Raw genomic sequence first — 18,237 nt, 5'->3', positions numbered from 1 at the left:
CGACGACGTGAGCGGAAGGCTGGGATGAACGATCTCTCGGAACAGATCGAGCGTCGCTGGGCGACGCTCGTCCGTTATGCGCCCTATCCGCTCCTGGCGCTGTCCTTAGCCCTCGCCATCCCGCTCGCTCAGGCGATCGGGACCACGGACCGGCTCCCGCTCCTGGCAGCGCTCGCGGTCGTCGCCGCAGCCGCCCACTGGTGGTGCGTCTCCCGTCGCTGGGGTGCACCGCTCGACGACTGGCTCGGACGGACCTACGTCATCGTCCGCACGGTGTTCGCGTTCGTGCTCTCCTGGTTGAACCCGTTCTTCTGCATCTACGCCTCGATCGGCTACTACGACGCCTCGGTCTATCTGCGGCGACGCGGGACCTGGGCGGTCCTGCTCGTGACGGCGGTGACGATGGCAGGCTCCCAGGCAGGTGGTTGGCCACCCAAGAGCGTCGGCCAGGCCGCCGCCTTCGCCGGCCTGTTCGTCCTCAACGCCGGGCTCGTCTGCCTGTTCACGGTCATGTCGCACAACGAGACCGAGCTCGCCGAGGAGCGCTCGTCGACGATCTCCGAGCTTGAGCGCACCAACGCCCGGCTCGAGCAGGCGATGCGAGAGAACGCCGCTCTGCAGGAGGCCCTCGTGGCACGAGCGCGCGAGGCCGGCAGGCACGAGGAGCGCGAACGGCTGGCCGCGGAGATCCACGACACGATCGCGCAGGGGCTCGCCGGGATCGTGACGCAGCTCCAGGCAGCCGACGACGCGTACGACGATGCCGCCGCCGCCGCCCACCGCAAGCGCGCCGCCGAGCTCGCCCGTGCTTCCCTCGACGAGGCGCGACGCTCGGTGCATGCGCTCGCGCCGGCCGCGCTCGACCATCTCGACGTCCTCGAGGCCGTACGGGCGCGGGCGCACGAGTGGTCGGCGGAGACCGGCGTCCCCGCCGAGCTCGTAGTGACCGGCGAGCCCGAGCCGCTCTCCCCCGACACCGAGGCCCTCGTGCTCCGCGTCGTCCAGGAGTCGCTCACGAACGTCGGGCGCCATGCCCAGGCCTCCCGCGTCGGCGTCACGCTGTCGTACGCAGAGGGCGAGGTCGTGCTCGACGTGCGTGACGACGGGCACGGGTTCGACCTCGCGGCGCCACGACAGGGCTCCGACGGCGCTCACGGGTTCGGGATCGACGGGATGCGCCGACGCGCCCTGCGGGCCGGTGGCGCGCTCGTGGTCGAGTCCGAGCCCGGCGGCGGGACGGCGGTCTCACTCCGCGTACCGTCGGGGGTGCGATGACCGCGCCCGTGCTGCGCCTGCTGCTGGTCGACGACCACCCCGTGGTCCGCGACGGACTGCGCGGCATGCTCGAGGCCTCCCCCGACTTCGAGGTCGTCGCAGAGGCGTCGGACGGCCCGACCGGTGTGCGGCTGGCGGTGTCGCTGCGCCCGGACGTGATCCTCATGGACTTGCGCATGCCCGGCGGTGGCGGTGTCGCCGCGATCGCCGAGCTCGCTGCGCAGCAGATCCCCAGTCGCGTGCTCGTCCTCACGACGTACGACACCGACCGCGACATCATGGCGGCGCTCGACGCCGGGGCCACGGGCTACCTCCTCAAGGACGCGCGCCGCGACGACCTCTTCGCCGCGATCCGGTCCGCGGCACGTGGAGAGTCGGTACTGTCACCTGCCGTCGCGACACGGGTCGTGTCGCGGGTGCTGGCCCGCTCCCAGGAGCTGAGCGGACGAGAGACCGAGGTGCTCGCGCTCGTCGCACGCGGCCGCTCCAACCGTGAGATCGCGAAGCTGCTCTTCGTGAGCGAGGCGACCGTCAAGACGCACCTCGGGCACGTCTACGAGAAGCTCGGCGTCAAGGACCGCGCTGCCGCGGTCGCAACCGCGTACGAGCGCGGCCTGCTCGGGGGGCCTTGACGTTCGTCCCGACATCACGACCCGACATTTCACCCCCGTATCGGGGGGCGAATGTCGGGTCGTGATGTCGGGATGTTCGTCAGGCGCCGGGGATCGGGACGGACGGGTCGTACGGGATGCGGGTGTAGCAGAACGTGCCGATGTCGAGGTGGCTGATCGTGCCGTCCTCGCGTCGGACCACCCGCAGCGTCTCGCCGAGCTGGTAGCCGGACAGGCCGGTCCACGTGTCCGCTCCCGCCGGCGCGAATCGAAACGCGCGGCCTCCGTCGGCCGCGAGCGAGAGGACCTTGCCGTCGTACGCCATCGTGAACGGATGATGGCCCCAGTGCCAGGTGCCGAGCAGCTCGCGCACCCCGTCGGGAAGCTCGCCGGTCGGCGTCCACTCCGGCACGATCACCGGCTCGTGCGCGAGCACCGTCTCGATCAGCGTGCGTGGCAGGCCACCCACGTCGAGCCCGTACGCCGTGTTGGCCAGGACCACGGCGCCGACCCCGCTCTCGCGGTCCACCCACGCCCCCGCGAGGAACCCGGGCATCGATCCGCCGTGACCGGCCAGCACGCGCTCGCCCGCGACCGGCAGGCGCACGCCCAGCCCGTACGATTCCGTGCCCCTCTCGTCAGGGTCACCGGACTGCGGCGTCGTCATCGCCGTGATCACGCGGTCGCTGAGCAGCGTCGGGCGGGCGAGCTCGGCGAGCCACAGGCACAGATCGGCCGGCGTGCTCCAGAGCTGGCCTGCCGGCGCCATCGCACCCGTGACCTGATGCGGCTCCGCGACGAGCATCCCCGTCAGCGCCTCGACCGCATAGCCGTCGGCGTACGGCGTCACCGCGTCGTACGTCGTACGGGTCATCCCGAGCGGGACGAGGATACGGTCGGCGAGGACGTCGTGCCACGGCGCACCGCGCAGCCCCTCGACGACGCGACCGAGCATCGCGTACGACAGGTTGGAGTAGTGGTGGCGCTCGCCCGGCGACAGAACCAGGGAGGCGTCGGCGTTGGCGGCCGCCAGCTCCTCGTACGACCCGCCGGGGCTGCGCTCCCACCAGGGGCCGGCAGGCTCCGCCGGGAGGCCGGCGGCGTGCGACAGTAGGCCGCGGATCGTCGCCTCGGTGAACGGGCCCTCAGGGACGTGCTTCCCGACGGTGTCCGCGAGGTCGAGCACGCCCTCGTCGACGAGCTGCATCACGAGCGCGGCGGTGAGCATCTTGGTGAGAGACCCGATGCGGTACTGGGTGTCAGGCGTCGGGCGGCGGTCCTCACCCTCTCGCACCGCCGTGCCCCGGACGCCGGACCACACCACGTTGCCGTCCCGGACGACCGCGGCGCTCAGCGACGGGACGCGACTGCCCGCTTGCGCAGCGGCGATCGCCGTCTGGAGGTGGACGGCGGTCGACGGGAGGATGGGGGGCGTCTGCGGCTGCGAAGTCACTCCGCGAATGCTTCCGGAGGAGGGCATGCGCACGCAAGGTTGCGGTCCCCGTACGCCTGGTCGATGCGGGCGACGGTGGGCCAGTACTTGTCGACGTGGCTCCCCGACGGGAAGGCGCCCGTGTCGCGGTCGTAGGCGCGGTCCCACTCCCCTGCCAGCGCCTTGAGCGTGTGCGGGGCACGACGCAGCGCACTGTCCGCCACCGCGACCTCGCCGCGCGTGACCGCGTCGATCTCCTCGCGGATCGCGATCATCGCGTCGCAGAACCGATCGAGCTCGGTCAGCGACTCGGACTCGGTCGGCTCGACCATGAGCGTGCCAGAGACCGGGAAGCTCATGGTCGGTGCGTGGAACCCGTAGTCGATCAAGCGCTTTGCCACGTCGTCGACGCTGACGCCGCTCGCCTTGGTCAACGGGCGGACGTCGAGGATGCACTCGTGCGCGACCAGCCCGTGGTCTCCGGCGTAGAGCACCGGGAAGTGCTCGCCCAGCCGGTGCGCCACGTAGTTCGCGTTGAGGACGGCCACCGACGTCGCCTCGGTCAGCCCCTTCGCCCCCATCAGCGCCACGTACGCCCACGAGATCTGCAAGATGCCCGCCGATCCGTAGGGAGCCGAGCTGATCGCACCGATGCCCACGCGGTCCTCGGCCAGCGGTGCCATCGGGTGACTCGGCAGGAACGGCTTGAGGTGCGCGGCGACCGCCACGGGGCCGACGCCCGGTCCGCCGCCGCCGTGCGGGATGCAGAACGTCTTGTGCAGGTTGAGGTGGCTGACGTCGCCGCCGAACTCGCCCGGCTTCGCGTGCCCGAGGAGCGCGTTGAGGTTCGCACCGTCGACGTACACCTGCCCGCCGGCCTCGTGGACGATCTCGCACAGCTCGGTGATGCCGTGCTCGTACACGCCGTGCGTCGACGGGTACGTGACCATGATCGCGGCGAGGTCGTCGGCATGCTCCGCGCACTTGGCGCGCAGGTCGTCGAGATCGACCTCGCCGTCGTCGGTAGCCTTGACGACGACGACGCGCATGCCCGCCATCACGGCCGACGCAGCGTTGGTGCCGTGCGCGGACGACGGGATGAGGCAGAGGTCACGGGCCTCGTCACCACGGCTGCGGTGGTAGCCCCGGATCGCGAGCAGGCCCGCAAGCTCGCCTTGCGACCCAGCATTCGGCTGGACGGACACGCCGGCGTACCCCGTGACCTCCGCGAGCCACGCCTCGAGCTGCTTGACGAGCCGCAGCGTGCCCTGGGCGTCCTCGGCCGGGACGAACGGGTGCAGGTCGGCGAAGTCCGGCCAGCTCACCGGCTCCATCTCGGTCGTCGCGTTGAGCTTCATCGTGCACGAGCCGAGCGGGATCATGCCCCGGTCGAGGGCGTAGTCGCGGTCGGCCAGCCGCGTGACGTAGCGCAGCATCTCGGTCTCGGAGTGGTGAGTGTTGAAGACGTCGTGGGTGAGGTACGAGGAGGTACGCGGCGGCGCCGCCTCCAAAGCATCGGTTGCCCTGCCCTCGACGGTCGGCAGGTCGAGGTCCGTGGCACCGAAGGCCTCCCACACTGTCTCGAGATGCGACGGCGTGGTGACCTCGGACGTGGTGATCCCGACGTGGTCGGCGTCGACGCGCCGCAGGTGGATCCCTGCCGCGCGGGCGGCGCTCACGACGTCGTCGGCGCGTGCGGGCACCCGGGCGACCACCGTGTCGAAGAACGTGTCGTGCACGACCTCGACCCCGTGCTGTCGTAGGCCCTCCGCGAGGACGGCCGCGCTGCGGTGGACGCGGTACGCGATCTGCCGCAGGCCCTCGGGGCCGTGGTAGACGGCGTACATCGACGCGACCACAGCGAGCAGCACCTGTGCCGTACAGATGTTGGACGTCGCGCGGTCGCGGCGGATGTGCTGCTCGCGGGTCTGCAGCGCGAGCCGGTACGCCGGGCGCCCCTCGGCATCGACGGAGACACCGACCAGCCGGCCGGGGAGGTGGCGCTCGAGGCCGTCCTTGACCGCGATGAAGCCGGCGTGCGGGCCGCCGTAGAACATCGGTACTCCGAACCGCTGGCTCGATCCGACCACGACGTCAGCGCCGAGCGAGCCCGGGGACGCGAGCAGCGTGAGCGCGAGCGGGTCGGTCACGACGACGGCGAGTGCGCCTCGCTCGTGCGTCGCGGCGATGACCTCGCTCGGGTCGGCGATCGCGCCGTCCTCGCGCGGGTAGGCGATCAGCGCACCGCACAGGTCACCGTCTGGCAGACCCTGCGAGAGGTCGGCCTCGACCAAGGGGATGCCCATGGCCTCGGCGCGGGTACGGACCACGGCGAGCGTCTGCGGGAGACAACCGGTGTCGACGACGAACGGCTTGTCAGCGTTGCCGCGGACGGCGCGGCGCGTCAGCGTCATCGCCTCGGCCGCGGCCGTGCCTTCGTCGAGCAGCGACGCGTTGGCGGTCGGTAGGCCGGCAAGGTCGGCGACCATCGTCTGGAAGTTGATCAGCGCCTCGAGCCGGCCCTGAGAGATCTCGGGCTGGTACGGCGTGTAGGCGGTGTACCAGCGCGGGTCCTCGAGGACGTTGCGCCGGATCACCGGCGGCGTCACGGTCGGGTGGTAGCCCAGGCCGATCATCGCCACACCAGGGTTGTTCTGGTCCGCCAGGGTGCGCAGGGCGGCGGTCACCTGCGGCTCGGACAGGGCGGGAAGCAGCGACAGCGTCTCGCCGAGGTGGATCCCCTTCGGCACGGCGGCTGCCATGAGGTCGTTGAGGTCGCGGTAGCCGAGCGCCTCGAGCATCCGTGCCTGCTCGGCCGCGTCGGGGCCGATATGGCGGCTCGAGAACGGCGCAACGCCGGCAAGGTCGCTCAGACGTGGGATCGTGGACTGGTCGCTCATTCGCGAACTCCCGCAGGCTCGGGTGGGGTCGGTCAACAACCCTCCCCCTCTGTTACGCGACGATGCGCTTCAGAGTGCCTGGGTCACGCGGTCCTGGTGCCTGAGAGGTTCCGGGGAGGAATTGCCCCTTCGGCGCCGTGACGCTGCACGGGCTCTCCCGCGTGACGTGCTCGGCCGTACCCAGTCAGGCTATCAGCCGACGCGACGTGACTTGCTCAACCGACGCGCCGACCACGGCGACGCTGCGCCAGCTCGTCCGACGGGTCGTCCGACACGGCGCGCTCGCTCGGGAGCTCGGAGAGGGTGCCCTCGATCTCGCGCCAGACGCCGCCGATCGCGATGCCGAAGACGCCCTGGCCGCCGGCGAGGAGATCGATGACCTCATCGGTGGAGCGGCACTCGTAGACCGAGACGCCGTCGCTCATGAGCGTCACCGTCGTCAGGTCGTCCGTGCCTCGCTCACGCAGGTGCTGGATCGCGGAACGGATCTGCTGCAGCGAGATGCCGGCGTCGAGGAGGCGCTTGATGATCTTCAGCAGCAGCACGTCGCGGAACGAGTACAGCCGCTGGGTGCCAGAGCCGCCGGCGCCTCGGATGGACGGCTCGACCAGGCCCGTGCGGGCCCAGTAGTCGAGCTGTCGATAGGTGATGCCGGCCGCGCTGCACGCCGTCGGACCACGGAACCCCGAGTCCTCTGGCAGCGCCGACACGTCGTCGTCGAACAGGAGGCCCTGGTCGCCGGCCGCCGCGCGTGCCGCATCGACACCTTCGTACGGGGTCGAATCTTGCTTGCCGCCCACCGGAGCCCTCCGTCTCACCGTCATCTGCCCGTTCAAACTAGGGCCGGACCCCGAGGTGGTCAACGACATCCGCCGCGACTCGCCGGAGCGACCCTCAACCTCAACTCAAGGATGAGGCGCCTATCACGACCCTCCCTCCTCGAAGTCCTCGGGGGTGATCTCGTCGAGGAACTCGCGGAACTTCTCGACCTCCGCTTCCTCCTCGTCAGGCACTCCCACGGAGGACTCGGTCAGGACGTCCTCGTCGCAGTAGATCGGGGTGCCGGTCCGCAGGGCGAGGGCGATGGAGTCCGACGGACGCGCCTCGACCTCCACGCCCGAGGCGAACACCAGGACGGCGTAGAAGACGTGGTCCTTGACCTCCGTGATGCGAACCTCGACGAGCTCGTCGCCCATCGCCTCGATGACGTCTTTGAGGAGGTCGTGCGTCAACGGACGCGGCGGGACGACACCCTGCTGCGCGAACGCGATCGCGGTCGCCTCGACCGCGCCGATCCAGATCGGTAGATAGCGCGGCCCCGAGACCTCCCGGAGCAGCACCAGAGGATTGTTGGTGGGCATCTCCACCCGAACGCCTACGACATCGAGCTCGCGCACGGTCTCAGACTACCCCCGACGACGGAGTCCGTTCTTGACGAGCATCGAGTGGAGCACCACGGAGAGAGACGCCACGTGATGGGCGGCCTCGTCGGCGCTCGCAGCGGCACCGACGTCGCGGCGGCGCCTGAGCGGCTCGACGATCTGCTCCACGATCCCGACCTCGCGGTCGGCTGCAGTACGGAATGCGCGCAGGTGGCGCGGCCCCAGACCGAACCCCGCGAGGTCGCCGAGCGTCTTGGCGATGACGACGTCGGACTCCGAGTAGGTCTCTTGCGAAGGCGCGATGAGCCCGTACTGCTCGGCCTCGGCTAGCAGGTCGCTCTCGATGCCCGACGCCTGGAGGAGCTCAGCCCTCCGGAAGCGCATCTCGTGGGGGCCACCGGTGAACGTCTCGGCGCTCGGGAGGCCGTCGGAGGACATGATCACGCGCGGCACCTGCAGCACGCCCTCGTCGTCCGCTCCGACGATCCCGTGATCGAGGTCGTCGAGCTTCTGACGGATCACCTTGAGCGGCCAGTAGGTGTCGCGCTGGACCCGCAGGACGAGGTGCAGGCGCTCCACGTCGGCACGCGAGAACTTGCGGTAGCCGGCGGGCGTGCGCTCAGGCTCGACCAGCCCCTCGGTCTCGAGGTAGCGGATCTTGGAGATCGAGACGTCAGGGAAGTCCGCGCGAAGCTCGTCGAGCACCTCTCCGATGCTCAACCGGGCGGCGTTCGGCGCGGCCTGCGTCACGCTAGCCTGCCTCAATCACGACGTGGAGCCCTTCGCAGCGCTCGGGTAGTAGACCAGCCGGAACTTGCCGATCTGAACCTCGTCACGACTGTTGAGCCGCACGTCGTCGATGCGGTCACGGTTGACGTAGGTGCCGTTGAGGCTGCCGACGTCGCTCACCGTGAAGCCGCCCTCGGACCGACGGAAGAGCGCGTGCCGACGAGACACCGTCACGTCATCGAGGAAGATGTCGCTGTCGGGGTGACGACCCGCCGAGACCTCGTCGGTGTCGAGGAGGAACCGCGACCCCGCACTCGGGCCACGCTGGACCACCAGGAGGGCTGACCCGGGCGGCAGCGCGTCGAGCGCCGCGGCGTCGTCCGCGCTCAGGCCGCCGCCCGACCCCAGATCAGGGTCGGAGGTCGGCGGGAGCGAGATCGTGGACGTCGTCTCCGACGGGCTCTCGGGGACGTCCGGTGTCGGATCGTCCTCGTTCGTGCGCGACATTGCGGGGATCCCCTTCGCTACTCTCAACCGGTACTCGAGGTTGACGCTGTTGCACTGAACCTACGTGCCTGCTGGGGGGCGGTCAACCGACACACCACAGCAGCTGGAGCCCGTTCAGGACTCGATCGACGCTCCGTACGCGGCAGCGTCCATCAGGCCCTCGAGAGCACCCGGATCGGCGATCCGGATGGTCATCAGCCAGCCCTGTCCGTAAGGGTCCGAATTGACCGTCTCGGGCGTCGCCTCGAGGGAGTCGTTGACCGACACGACCTCGCCGGAGACGGGCGCGAACAGGTCGCTCACCGACTTCGTGGACTCAAGCTCGCCGACGACCGCGCCGGCCTCGACCGCCTCACCGGCAGCCGGGAGCTGGAGGTAGACGATGTCTCCGAGCTGGTCCTGGGCGTAGTCGGTGATGCCGACCGTGGCGACATCACCGTCGAGGCGTACCCACTCGTGGTCCGCGGTGTACTGGAGGTCTTCGGGGATCACGGCGTACTCTCCTCGTCGTCAACGTGCGGGCCGAGCGTACTCGGCCTCGCGTTCCTCGGCCAGTGCGGTCACCTCGAGCGAGTCTGTCTGCTCGACGTTGACCTCTCCTCCGAGCGCCTCCACCTGATCGGCGAGACCCCCTCGGAACATCACTGCCTGGTCCAGCGTATGGGAGTCACCGATCGCCTCGATCACGAAGGGGCGCTTCACCTCACGACCGTCGATGCGGACGACGCCGTTGGAGGAGTCGGTGACGTACGACTGCGCCACTACGCGGACGACGCCGTTGACTTGGATGGCCTCCGCACCGGCGTCCCGCAGCTCCTCGATCGCGTTGAGCAGCGTGCTGGCGCCCACGGTCTCGTCCGGGTCCTCCACGGTGATCACCACGCCGGGCCCGACGACCGGGACGGTGCCGGCGAGGATCGCGAGCGCGTCCGCCGCGCGGCGCGTCTCCTCGACGGCCGCCTGGTTGCGCTCGGAGTCCTGCTGAAGGCTGCGCTGAGTCGCAGCGAGCTCGGACCGCTGCTGGGTCAGACGGTCGTCAGCGCCGTCGAGCGTCTGGAGGAGCGTCACGAGCTCGTCGCGTCGCATGCCGGTGTACTCGTCGTCGTTGGTCGAGCGCACCTGTGTCACCGCGGCGAACCCGAGCAGCAGGAACAGCACCGCGACGACCCACTGGCCGCGCGACGGCCTGCCCGTGAGCGCGTGACGGACGCGCGCCCAGGCCTTCGAGGTATCGGGCGCCGGGTCGCGGTCAGCCATGGCTGCGCCTATGCATGGCTGCACCTATGCATGGGCTGTACCTATGCATGGAAGAGATGCCTCCGGATCGCTGCGGCGTTGGAGAAGATGCGAATCCCCAGGACCACGATGACACCCGTCGACAACTGGGAGCCAACGCCGAGCTGGTCGCCGACGAACACGATGAGCGCCGCGATGAGCACGTTGGAGATGAAGGAGACGACGAACACCTTGTCGTCGAAGCGCCCGTCGAGGTATGCGCGGATAGCGCCGAACACGGCGTCGAGGGCAGCGACGACCGCGATCGGGAGGTATGGCTGGAGGCCGGCGGGGACGCTGGGCTCGAAGAGCAGGCCCAGCGCGATCCCGATGACCAGACCAAGGACGGCGATCACTTGTCCGACACCTCCAGGACCTTGGCGTGACGGATCGTGGTCGCACGTCGAGGCGCTCCGGGCAGCGTCGCCTCGTCACGCTCGGTCACGTCGAAGCGCATGTCGAAGTTCTCCTCGTAACCTGCCCAGAGCTGGGCCGCGGGTGTGTCGATGAAGTTCCCCGGAAGCGTACGCGGACTGCCGATCGCGGTCACCACATATGGGCTGGTCAACGAGCGGTAGTTGACGGTGATCCCGTCTCCGGCGGCACGGATTGACGACATCGAGGTCAACCGGTTGCCGTTGATCGCGATCGCCTCGGCACCGGACTGCCACAGACCGTTGACGAGCATCTGAAGGTCCTTGTCGCGCACGCGTCCCTCGGGCTTGTCGTCGGCGTCGTCGGCGCTGTCGACCACCACGCGCAGAGCTGGACCGGTCACCGCCACAGTCCCCACGACCGCGCCCTGCTCCTTCGCACGGGCCAGAGCCTCGGCGCCGGACTGCTCGCGGCGTAGGCGTGAGACGGCGTTCGTGAGCACGCTGACCTCCTCCTGATGGGTCGCGATGTCGTCCTTACGCTGCTCGATCTGCTTGATCAGCACGGCCCGCTCGCTCTCGGCGGCCGGGCGGCCGGCGCGGGTCTCGAGGACGGCGAGCGTGATCAGGAGAGCGAAGAACGCGACGACCGCCACCGCCGCGATCCGACCCCGGCGGGTCGGCTCGTGCGGCGCGTGCGTGTAGTAGTCGTCGTCGAGCGGGCGGTCGGTGATGTTCTGGAGCAGAGTCATGGAGTTGCCCGTCACGTCTGCTGACGGCACTGTCCCCGATATCGACCCTGTCGTCATCCCTGCTCGGCGGCCCGCCACGTATGGCTCCTCAGCGCGCCTTCACCGGAGGCACGGTCACCAGGAGGCGGCGTACCTGCCAGACGTACAGGAGCCCGGCCCACCAGTAGAGGCCGACGCCCCAGATCGCGAACGCCCAGCCGAACACGTTGGCGAGGCCGGCGACCGTACCGGTGTCGTCGCCGAGCAGCAGGAGGGGGAATGCGTACAGCAGCCCCGCCGTCGCCGCCTTGCCGAGGAAGTGCACGGGTAGCGAACTGTAGCCACGGGTGCGCAGGAACGGCACTAGCGCGAAGAGCAGGACGTCGCGCAGCGGCAGAAGGATCGCCAGCCACCACGGGATGATGTCGCGCATCGCGAGGCCGAAGACGACAGCCAGGATGTAGAGGCGGTCGGCGATGGGGTCGAGCAGCGCCCCGACCTTGGACATCTGGCCGAGCCGGCGGGCGAGATAGCCGTCGAGATAGTCGGTGAAGCCGGAGACGACCAGCACGACGAGCGCCAGCACGTCGGCCTCCGGGCCGAGGACCAGCCACAGGAACAGGGGCACCCCGAGCAGGCGGACGAAGCTCAGCGCATTGGGGATGGTCAGGACGCGCTCGGCGCTCGAAGCGTTCGTGGCGGCGGTCACTGGTTTCCTTCGGGTTCTTCGTCAGCAGGCAGGTGCGACAAGGTCGGCGGTCACAAGACTAACTGCTCGCCCACGCACACCCGGGGGTCGCCTGGTGAACCCCTCGCTTGCACCGGTGTCTGGGCTGAGAGACTGTGAGGACAACTCAAGAGAATCGATGGAGGACACGTGGCTGAGTACACCCTGCCCGATCTGCCGTACGACTACGGAGCTCTCGAGCCGTACATCTCCGGCAAGATCATGGAGCTGCACCACAGCAAGCACCACCTCGCCTACGTCAACGGTGCCAACACGGCACTGGAGCAGATGGCCGAGGCGCGCGACAAGGACTCGCTCGGGACGGTCAACCTGCTCGAGAAGAACCTTGCGTTCAACCTCGCCGGGCACGTGAACCACTCGGTGTTCTGGCCGAACATGTCGCCCGAAGGCGGCGACAAGCCGGTGGGCGAGCTGGCGGCGGCGATCGACAACTACTTCGGGTCGTTCGACAAGTTCCGCGCGCAGTTCGAGGCCAGTGCCCTCGGCATCCAGGGCTCGGGCTGGTCGATCCTCGCGTGGGAGACGCTCGGCCAGCGGCCGATCATCTGCCAGCTGTACGACCACCAGGGCAACCTGCCGGTCGGGCTGGTCCCGCTCCTCATGCTCGACATGTGGGAGCACGCGTTCTACCTGCAGTACCAGAACGTGAAGGCCGACTACGTCAAGGCCTGGTGGCACCTCGTCAACTGGGCGGACGTGCAGGCGCGCTTCGAGGGCGCGCGCACGAACACGACGACGCTCTACACGCCGTAGCCCCGCTACGTCGTGAAGGGCTAGCCACGCGGAGCCCGGTCGGACGACTCCGGCCGGGCTTCGTCGGCTTCGGGGACGGGCTTGTCGGGTGCAGGCTTCTGCGGCGCCTTCTTCTGAGGCGACGGGCGCCCGGCCAGTCCGGCGAGATAGGCGTTGTATGCCGCGAGCTCGGCGCCGTCGTTCTTGCTCGCGTTGCGGTCGTGCCGTACGGCGTCGCGTGCGTCAGATCGGAACCACTGCACGAACAGCGCCCCCATCACGAGCACCAGCGGCACCTCGCCCATGGCCCACGCGATCCCGCCGCCGAGGTATTGGTCGGACAGCAGGTCGGTCGCGTACGGCCGCTCGAGCTGGTTGTAGTACCCGCTGGCGATGACGCTGGTCATCGCCATGAGCGTGATCGAGAAGAACGCGTGAAACGGGATCGTGACGAGCAGGATCACGAAGCGCCACAGCGGGGCGATCCGACGTGGCGACGGATCGATGCCGATGATGACGTAGTAGAAGAGTGAGCCGGCCGCGAGGAAGTGCAGCTCCATCAGGCCGTGCCCGACGTGGCTCTCCATCGCGGTCTCGAAGATCGGCGTGAAGTAGAGCCCGTACAGGCTGCCGACGAAGATCGCCGTCGCGAACAGCGGGTGTGTCACGACGCTGACGAAGCGGGAGTGCAGCAGCGAGACCAGCATCTGGCGCGGTGACACGTCGCCCTTGCCGCGCGGGCCCGGGAGCGTGCGCAGGGCGAGCGTCACCGGAGCACCAAGGATCAGCAGGATCGGCGCGACCATGCTGAGCATCATGTGCGAGACCATGTGCGCGCTGAAGAGCACGTGCGAGTAGACGCCGAGCCCGCCGAAGGTCGCCCACGCGACCATCACGAGGCCCGCCATCCACGAGATCGTGCGGCCGACCGGCCACCGGTCGCCGCGACGGTGCATCACCAGCAGGCCCTTGACGTAGAGCGCGAGGCAGAGCCCGGCGACGGCGAGACCGACGCCGTTCGGTGTGAATCCCCAGAGCAGACGCCACAGCGTCGGCTCCGGCGGCAGCGGGCCGCCGAGGATCGCGTTGACGGTGGTGTCGTACAGGTCGTCCGGGCGTGGCGTCGGGGTGCGCGAGAGCGCCACTGCCACGGCCACGGTCATGCCCATGACGATCAGCTCGACCGCGGCGATGCGCAGGAAGAGGCGGCGCGCCGGGCCGCGGACCGCCGCGTCGTCCGACAGGCCGTCGGCTTGCTCGAGCGAGGTGACCGTACGGCGGCGGTGGACGAGGCCGAGACCGGCGAGGACGACCAGGGCGAGGACCTTGAGACCGATCAGCAGGGCATAACGGGAGTCGAGGTCGGACAGGCCCTGGATGCGGGTCGCGGCGTTGACGACGCCGGAGACGGCGAGGATCGCCACGCACCACACCGCGAGGGTGGAGAACCGCGTGACGGCTGCAGGAAGGCGACGGCTTCCCATGAGCGCGACCCACGCGAGGCCGGCGAGTCCGCCGACCCACAGCGCCGCGCCCACGAGGTGGAGCAACATGCTCACGATCGCGAGGTCGTGCGCGCCTGCGCCCGCGGAGTGGCCCGACATCGCCTGCGGAACGAACCCGCCGAGGGCGAGCCCGAGCAGCAGCGCGGCCGCCCTGACGCTGAAGGTCCGGCGGGCGAGGACGGCGACGAGCAGGGCGATCACAATCTGCGCGAGCTGCGCGCGGCCCGTCTCAGAACCCGTGCCGTACTCGGTGAAGAGGTTCCACGAGAGCGCCGACGGGGGCGTCCCGAAGAGCTGCGAGGTGCTGAAGAAGAACAGCACGAGGGTCGCGCCTGCCCACGCGAACGCCGTGGTCGACGCCACGCGGACCGAGCGCGCCGCAAGGCCCTGCACCTCGCGGGCGCTGGAGGGGAGGAGAAACGCCGCGGTCGTGAGGAACCCGACCGTCGCCAGCCCGGCGAGGTCGGAGAGCACCCGCGTAACCATGAGCGCCCATCCGGTGAACACACCCGGATCGGGTATGCCGAGCGGGGCTGTTGCCGGAAGCGCGGCGCCCAGCGCCAAGGCCACGTACAGGGTGGCGAACGTGGCCAGGAACGCTCCGACGGCCCAACGTACCGGCGCGGTCATCACGCGTCCTCCTTGTCTTCGCGCCGCCGGGGCCACAGCAGCAGCGCAGCGGCAGCGATCACACCGGCAGCCCCCCACAGGAAGTGGGCCCGGTGTTCGTGCACGAACCCCGCCCCGGTGTCCTCGTCGTCCTCGGCGCGGGTCTTCTCGACGGTACGCCCCTCGGTCACGGTGACGTACACCGAGCCGTCGATGGGGTGCCCGTCGGCGGACACGACGCGGTAGGAGATGCGGTACTCCCCCGCGATGTCGGCCGGGTTGGTGGTCGCACGGACGCTCTTCCCGTCCGTCCGGGCCTCCCCCGAGGCGACCTGGGTGCCGTCCGGCGCCTCGGCGACGACGTACGCCGGGGTGGTCACGCGCTCGTTGAAGGTCAGGACGATCTCGTCCGGCAGGATCGCCACGGTGGAGCCGTCCGCGGGCGTCGTGGAGACGAGGACGGCGTGGCCGACCGCCGTCGGGCTGCTGAGGACCAGCAGCCCGACGGCGGTCACGCAGGCGAGCACGACGTGGCGCAGGCCGCGTGCGGCCGTGCTCGTCAAGGTTGAGCTCATCGGGAGCGTGGCCCCCTGCGGACGAGGCTGGCCACGAGGGCCCCGACGGCGAGCGCCAGGACGGCGATGCCGCCGACGAGCCAGCCGTCGACGCCGCCGGAGTCCTCGGACTCCGCGGCGTCGTCGTCGGTCTCGGCGTCCGTGGCTCCGTGGGCGCCGTGCCCGTCCTCGGCGTCGGCGAGCGCCACCACCGGAGCAGGACGATCGGGCTCCTCGCCGCTCTCGGGCGTCGGCTGGTCCCAGGCGGCCGTCGTGCCGTCGGAGTACGTCTGGGTGGCCGGGAAGGTGAGGGTGTCGACGTCGGTCGGCAGCGGCCCGACCCGGAGGTCGAACACGTCGAACTCGCCCGGCGCGATGCCGGTCCCCTTCTCGGCGGTCCAGGTGACGGAGGTGCCCTCCACCTTGCTGACGGTCCACCCGGGCTTGGTCTTGGTGGCGACGTACTCGAAGTCGGCGCCCTCGGGGAACGTGACGGTAAGGGCGGTCGTGCTGGCGGTGTCGGACTCGGTCGGGACGCGGAACGAGAGGGTCGCCCAGCCACCCTTCGCCGCGTCAGGGGCGTCAACGCCGACGTGCGCGGACGCGGGTGCGGCAGTGGCGAGGACGAGAGCTGCGGCTCCGGCGAGCATGCCGGAGGGCAGGACGAGCTTGTTCATGTGAGGAGGTGTCTCTCTGCTCAGGGGGTCGTGTGCACAGCCGTCAAGCGCGTGCGGGCGGACCACGGCGCCACAGCGCGGCACCCAGCAGGAGATGGTGGAGGCGTACGGCCGGGGCACCGGTCACCGCCGGAGCGACGTCGACGGCGAGGCGGGCCGGCAACGTACGCACCGCGTACGCGAGCCGGCGCACTGGCCTGCTCACGAGCAGGTCGGTCAGCGACCACAGCGCCCTTTCGCCGTGTCGCAGCAGCGCCACGGTCGCGACCGTGGCGAGGGCGTGCCCGAGGAGCATCGCACCTGCGGAGACCGTGGCAGCGCCCTGCTCGGGCGGCGCGGCCAGCGCGCACCACAGGTGCACCCCGCCCTGGACACCGACGACGAGCGCCGTCAGCGTACGAACGGTCCAACGGTGTGCCGCGAGCCGGTGCGCGAGGAGCGCCGCCGCCACGACGGTGAAGGCGATCGCGGCACCACCGGGAGCCGCTCCCCCACCGGCGAGGTGGCCGAGGAGCGCCACGCAGACGGCCAGGGACGCAGCCACCCCCGCGCGGACGGCACGCCAGGGGCGGCGTGACGTGGCGGGCGTGGTGGTGCTCACGCGCGTCAGCCTAGTTCACAGGTCAGGAACTGTGCACCAGGTCGCCGGGCGCCTAGCCTGGGGTATGACCCACTCCACATCCGCCGACCTGGTCGCGCTCGACGAACGGTGGACCACGCACAACTACCACCCGCTGCCCGTGGTCATCCACGAAGCGTCCGGCGCGTGGGTCACCGACGTCGATGGCCGGTCCTACCTGGACTTCCTCGCGGGCTACTCGGCTCTCAACTTCGGGCACCGCCATCCGGCGCTTGTCGCGGCCGCCGTCGAGCAGCTGGGGCGGGTGACTTTGACGTCGCGGGCGTTCCACCACGACCTGCTCGGTGCCTTCTGCGAGGAGCTGGCCGCGCTCACCGGCACGGAGATGGTCCTGCCGATGAACTCCGGCGCCGAGGCGGTGGAGTCGGCGATCAAGGTCGCCCGCAAGTGGGCGTACGAGGTGAAAGGGGTCCCCGACCCGACGGCGACGATCGTGGTCGCGAGCGGCGGCTTCCACGGGCGGACCACAACGATCGTCTCGTTCTCGGACGATCCGGACGCGTACGGCGGGTACGGGCCGTACACGCCGGGGTTCGTCCGGGTTCCGTACGGCGACACCGACGCGCTCGCCGAGGCCGTCGACGAGCGAACTGCGGCGATCCTGCTGGAGCCGATCCAGGGTGAGGCAGGGGTGACCGTGCCGCCGGTGGGCTATCTGGCCGCCGCACGGAGGATCGCCGACGACGCAGGGTGTCTGCTGGTCGCCGACGAGATCCAGTCGGGGCTCGCACGGACCGGTACGGTGCTCGCGCTCGAACACGAGGGTGTGACGGCCGACCTCTCGACGCTCGGCAAGGCGCTCGGCGGCGGGATCGTGCCCGTGTCGGCCGTGGTGGGACGGGCGGACGTGCTGGGCGTGCTGCGGCCGGGGCAGCACGGCTCGACGTTCGGCGGGAACCCGCTCGCGTGCGCCGTCGGGCGTGCGGTCGTGGGGTTGCTGCGGACGGGTGAGTTCCAGGAGCGGTCTCGGGTGCTCGGCAAGCACCTCCACGCACGGCTCGATGCGCTCGTCGGCCACGGCGTGGACGGCGTACGGGGGCGTGGGTTATGGGCGGGGATCGACCTCTCCCCCGGCGGGCTGACCGGGCGGGAGGCAGCGGTCGCGCTCGTGCAGCACGGTGTGCTCTGCAAGGAGACGCACGGGCGCACGCTGCGCATCGCGCCGACCCTCGTCGTGACCGAGTCCGAGCTCGACCAGGGCATCGACGCGTTGACGGCGGTCGTCGGCGCCTGAGGGTCCACCCGCGACGGGCACGTGGGCGCCAGGGCACCAACGCACGGACGTGCGCTCGGCTCGTCGCCAACGCGCCCCGACACGTCACACGAGGGACACGAGCGCGAAAGAGTGCAGCGCACGGTGAGCCCTTGCGGGCCGAGGGGCTCGGGGTGACCGCGCGGCAGCTCGTGGACTCCCTGGAGATGCCGCGTGCCACCACGTACCGGCTGCTCGAGCACCTCGTCCAGTGCCCCGACGTCACCGGGTTCGCCCTTGGGCGACGGGTACGAGACCTGGCGCGGGCAGCGGACGCCCGCGGCGAGGAGGTTGAGTCGTGACG

The 18,237-nt window shown here is 70.3% G+C and carries 20 protein-coding genes and 1 riboswitch; of the genes, 5 read left to right on the top strand and 15 right to left on the bottom strand.

The window, feature by feature from the left end:
- The first annotated feature begins 24 nt into the window (after window positions 1-24).
- The gene (locus tag HCT63_RS06835) at window positions 25-1,275 is read left to right on the top strand and encodes a sensor histidine kinase (RefSeq protein ID WP_167002593.1); all 1,251 of its coding nucleotides are present in this window, start codon (window positions 25-27) and stop codon (window positions 1,273-1,275) included.
- Window positions 1,272-1,907 carry a response regulator transcription factor gene (locus tag HCT63_RS06830; protein WP_167002591.1) on the top strand — a complete coding sequence of 212 codons (636 nt, stop codon included), beginning with the start codon at window positions 1,272-1,274 and terminating at the stop codon, window positions 1,905-1,907. Before HCT63_RS06835 ends, HCT63_RS06830 begins: the two co-directional genes overlap by 4 nt.
- Window positions 1,908-1,986: 79 nt before the next feature.
- On the opposite strand, the gene HCT63_RS06825 is transcribed toward HCT63_RS06830, so the two are convergent.
- The 11 genes from HCT63_RS06825 to HCT63_RS06775 all read right to left on the bottom strand — a co-directional run bounded on the left by HCT63_RS06825 (window position 1,987) and on the right by HCT63_RS06775 (window position 11,925).
- Complete coding sequence (locus HCT63_RS06825) at window positions 1,987-3,339, bottom strand: serine hydrolase domain-containing protein (RefSeq protein ID WP_243842930.1); 1,353 nt, start codon at window positions 3,337-3,339, stop codon at window positions 1,987-1,989.
- Window positions 3,336-6,218: an aminomethyl-transferring glycine dehydrogenase gene (gene gcvP / locus HCT63_RS06820; protein ID WP_167002587.1), complete on the bottom strand. Its 2,883-nt coding sequence runs from the start codon at window positions 6,216-6,218 to the stop codon at window positions 3,336-3,338. The genes HCT63_RS06825 and gcvP overlap by 4 nt, the downstream gene beginning before the upstream one ends.
- A 78-nt stretch (window positions 6,219-6,296) precedes the next feature.
- A riboswitch (glycine riboswitch) is annotated at window positions 6,297-6,388 on the bottom strand.
- Window positions 6,389-6,433: 45 nt separating this feature from the next.
- Entirely contained in the window at window positions 6,434-7,042 is a 609-nt protein-coding gene (locus HCT63_RS06815) for a MerR family transcriptional regulator (protein ID WP_167002585.1), read from the bottom strand.
- A gap of 99 nt (window positions 7,043-7,141) precedes the next feature.
- Window positions 7,142-7,615 (bottom strand): bifunctional nuclease family protein, encoded by a 474-nt coding sequence (locus tag HCT63_RS06810; protein WP_167002583.1) that lies wholly within the window; start codon window positions 7,613-7,615, stop codon window positions 7,142-7,144.
- Window positions 7,616-7,624: 9 nt separating this feature from the next.
- Window positions 7,625-8,350, bottom strand: a complete 726-nt coding sequence (locus tag HCT63_RS06805; protein ID WP_208322321.1) for a MerR family transcriptional regulator — start codon at window positions 8,348-8,350, stop codon at window positions 7,625-7,627.
- A 15-nt stretch (window positions 8,351-8,365) separates the two neighbouring features.
- Window positions 8,366-8,836: an FHA domain-containing protein gene (locus HCT63_RS06800; RefSeq protein ID WP_167002581.1), complete on the bottom strand. Its 471-nt coding sequence runs from the start codon at window positions 8,834-8,836 to the stop codon at window positions 8,366-8,368.
- A gap of 114 nt (window positions 8,837-8,950) precedes the next feature.
- The gene (gcvH, locus tag HCT63_RS06795; protein ID WP_167002579.1) at window positions 8,951-9,328 is read right to left on the bottom strand and encodes a glycine cleavage system protein GcvH; all 378 of its coding nucleotides are present in this window, start codon (window positions 9,326-9,328) and stop codon (window positions 8,951-8,953) included.
- Between the two features lie 18 nt (window positions 9,329-9,346).
- A complete protein-coding gene (locus HCT63_RS06790) occupies window positions 9,347-10,093 on the bottom strand; it encodes a DUF881 domain-containing protein (RefSeq protein WP_167002578.1) in 747 nt (248 codons plus the stop codon).
- Between the two features lie 41 nt (window positions 10,094-10,134).
- A complete protein-coding gene (locus tag HCT63_RS06785) occupies window positions 10,135-10,467 on the bottom strand; it encodes a small basic family protein (protein ID WP_167002576.1) in 333 nt (110 codons plus the stop codon).
- Complete coding sequence (locus HCT63_RS06780) at window positions 10,464-11,237, bottom strand: DUF881 domain-containing protein (RefSeq protein ID WP_167002574.1); 774 nt, start codon at window positions 11,235-11,237, stop codon at window positions 10,464-10,466. Before HCT63_RS06780 ends, HCT63_RS06785 begins: the two co-directional genes overlap by 4 nt.
- 88 nt (window positions 11,238-11,325) lie before the next feature.
- Window positions 11,326-11,925 (bottom strand): CDP-alcohol phosphatidyltransferase family protein, encoded by a 600-nt coding sequence (locus HCT63_RS06775; protein ID WP_167002572.1) that lies wholly within the window; start codon window positions 11,923-11,925, stop codon window positions 11,326-11,328.
- Between the two features lie 168 nt (window positions 11,926-12,093).
- Here HCT63_RS06775 and HCT63_RS06770 point away from each other — a divergent pair, with 168 nt between their 5' ends.
- Window positions 12,094-12,717, top strand: a complete 624-nt coding sequence (locus tag HCT63_RS06770; RefSeq protein WP_167002570.1) for a superoxide dismutase — start codon at window positions 12,094-12,096, stop codon at window positions 12,715-12,717.
- A gap of 20 nt (window positions 12,718-12,737) precedes the next feature.
- On the opposite strand, the gene HCT63_RS06765 is transcribed toward HCT63_RS06770, so the two are convergent.
- The 4 genes from HCT63_RS06765 to HCT63_RS06750 are packed head-to-tail and all read right to left on the bottom strand — an operon-like array spanning window position 12,738 to window position 16,642.
- A complete protein-coding gene (locus HCT63_RS06765) occupies window positions 12,738-14,831 on the bottom strand; it encodes a cytochrome c oxidase assembly protein (protein ID WP_167002568.1) in 2,094 nt (697 codons plus the stop codon).
- Window positions 14,831-15,373, bottom strand: coding sequence for a copper resistance CopC family protein (locus tag HCT63_RS06760; protein ID WP_167002566.1), 543 nt, complete (start codon window positions 15,371-15,373; stop codon window positions 14,831-14,833). The genes HCT63_RS06765 and HCT63_RS06760 overlap by 1 nt, the downstream gene beginning before the upstream one ends.
- Window positions 15,374-15,381: 8 nt before the next feature.
- Window positions 15,382-16,041, bottom strand: a complete 660-nt coding sequence (locus tag HCT63_RS06755; RefSeq protein WP_167002564.1) for a YcnI family protein — start codon at window positions 16,039-16,041, stop codon at window positions 15,382-15,384.
- Window positions 16,042-16,084: 43 nt separating this feature from the next.
- The gene (locus HCT63_RS06750) at window positions 16,085-16,642 is read right to left on the bottom strand and encodes a hypothetical protein (RefSeq protein WP_167002562.1); all 558 of its coding nucleotides are present in this window, start codon (window positions 16,640-16,642) and stop codon (window positions 16,085-16,087) included.
- Window positions 16,643-16,706: 64 nt separating this feature from the next.
- On the opposite strand from HCT63_RS06750, the gene rocD reads away from it, so the two are divergent.
- Window positions 16,707-17,915 carry an ornithine--oxo-acid transaminase gene (rocD, locus tag HCT63_RS06745; protein WP_167002560.1) on the top strand — a complete coding sequence of 403 codons (1,209 nt, stop codon included), beginning with the start codon at window positions 16,707-16,709 and terminating at the stop codon, window positions 17,913-17,915.
- A gap of 131 nt (window positions 17,916-18,046) precedes the next feature.
- A complete protein-coding gene (locus HCT63_RS06740; RefSeq protein ID WP_347877925.1) occupies window positions 18,047-18,235 on the top strand; it encodes a helix-turn-helix domain-containing protein in 189 nt (62 codons plus the stop codon).
- The last annotated feature ends 2 nt before the right edge of the window (window positions 18,236-18,237 follow it).

The organism is Mumia sp. ZJ430 (genome assembly GCF_011751845.1).
Classification (GTDB): domain Bacteria; phylum Actinomycetota; class Actinomycetes; order Propionibacteriales; family Nocardioidaceae; genus Mumia.
This window is presented reverse-complemented; position numbering and strand designations above follow the sequence as displayed.

Bases quoted from the DNA above. Each gene is read 5' to 3' on its own strand.
- HCT63_RS06800 (WP_167002581.1), bottom strand. From the start codon at position 8,836: ATGTCGCGCACGAACGAGGACGATCCGACACCGGACGTCCCCGAGAGC.
- HCT63_RS06755 (WP_167002564.1), bottom strand. From the start codon at position 16,041: ATGAACAAGCTCGTCCTGCCCTCCGGCATGCTCGCCGGAGCCGCAGCT.
- gcvP (WP_167002587.1), bottom strand. From the start codon at position 6,218: ATGAGCGACCAGTCCACGATCCCACGTCTGAGCGACCTTGCCGGCGTT.
- HCT63_RS06830 (WP_167002591.1), top strand. From the start codon at position 1,272: ATGACCGCGCCCGTGCTGCGCCTGCTGCTGGTCGACGACCACCCCGTG.
- HCT63_RS06835 (WP_167002593.1), top strand. From the start codon at position 25: ATGAACGATCTCTCGGAACAGATCGAGCGTCGCTGGGCGACGCTCGTC.
- HCT63_RS06815 (WP_167002585.1), bottom strand. From the start codon at position 7,042: ATGACGGTGAGACGGAGGGCTCCGGTGGGCGGCAAGCAAGATTCGACC.
- HCT63_RS06765 (WP_167002568.1), bottom strand. From the start codon at position 14,831: ATGACCGCGCCGGTACGTTGGGCCGTCGGAGCGTTCCTGGCCACGTTC.
- HCT63_RS06780 (WP_167002574.1), bottom strand. From the start codon at position 11,237: ATGACTCTGCTCCAGAACATCACCGACCGCCCGCTCGACGACGACTAC.
- rocD (WP_167002560.1), top strand. From the start codon at position 16,707: ATGACCCACTCCACATCCGCCGACCTGGTCGCGCTCGACGAACGGTGG.
- HCT63_RS06790 (WP_167002578.1), bottom strand. From the start codon at position 10,093: ATGGCTGACCGCGACCCGGCGCCCGATACCTCGAAGGCCTGGGCGCGC.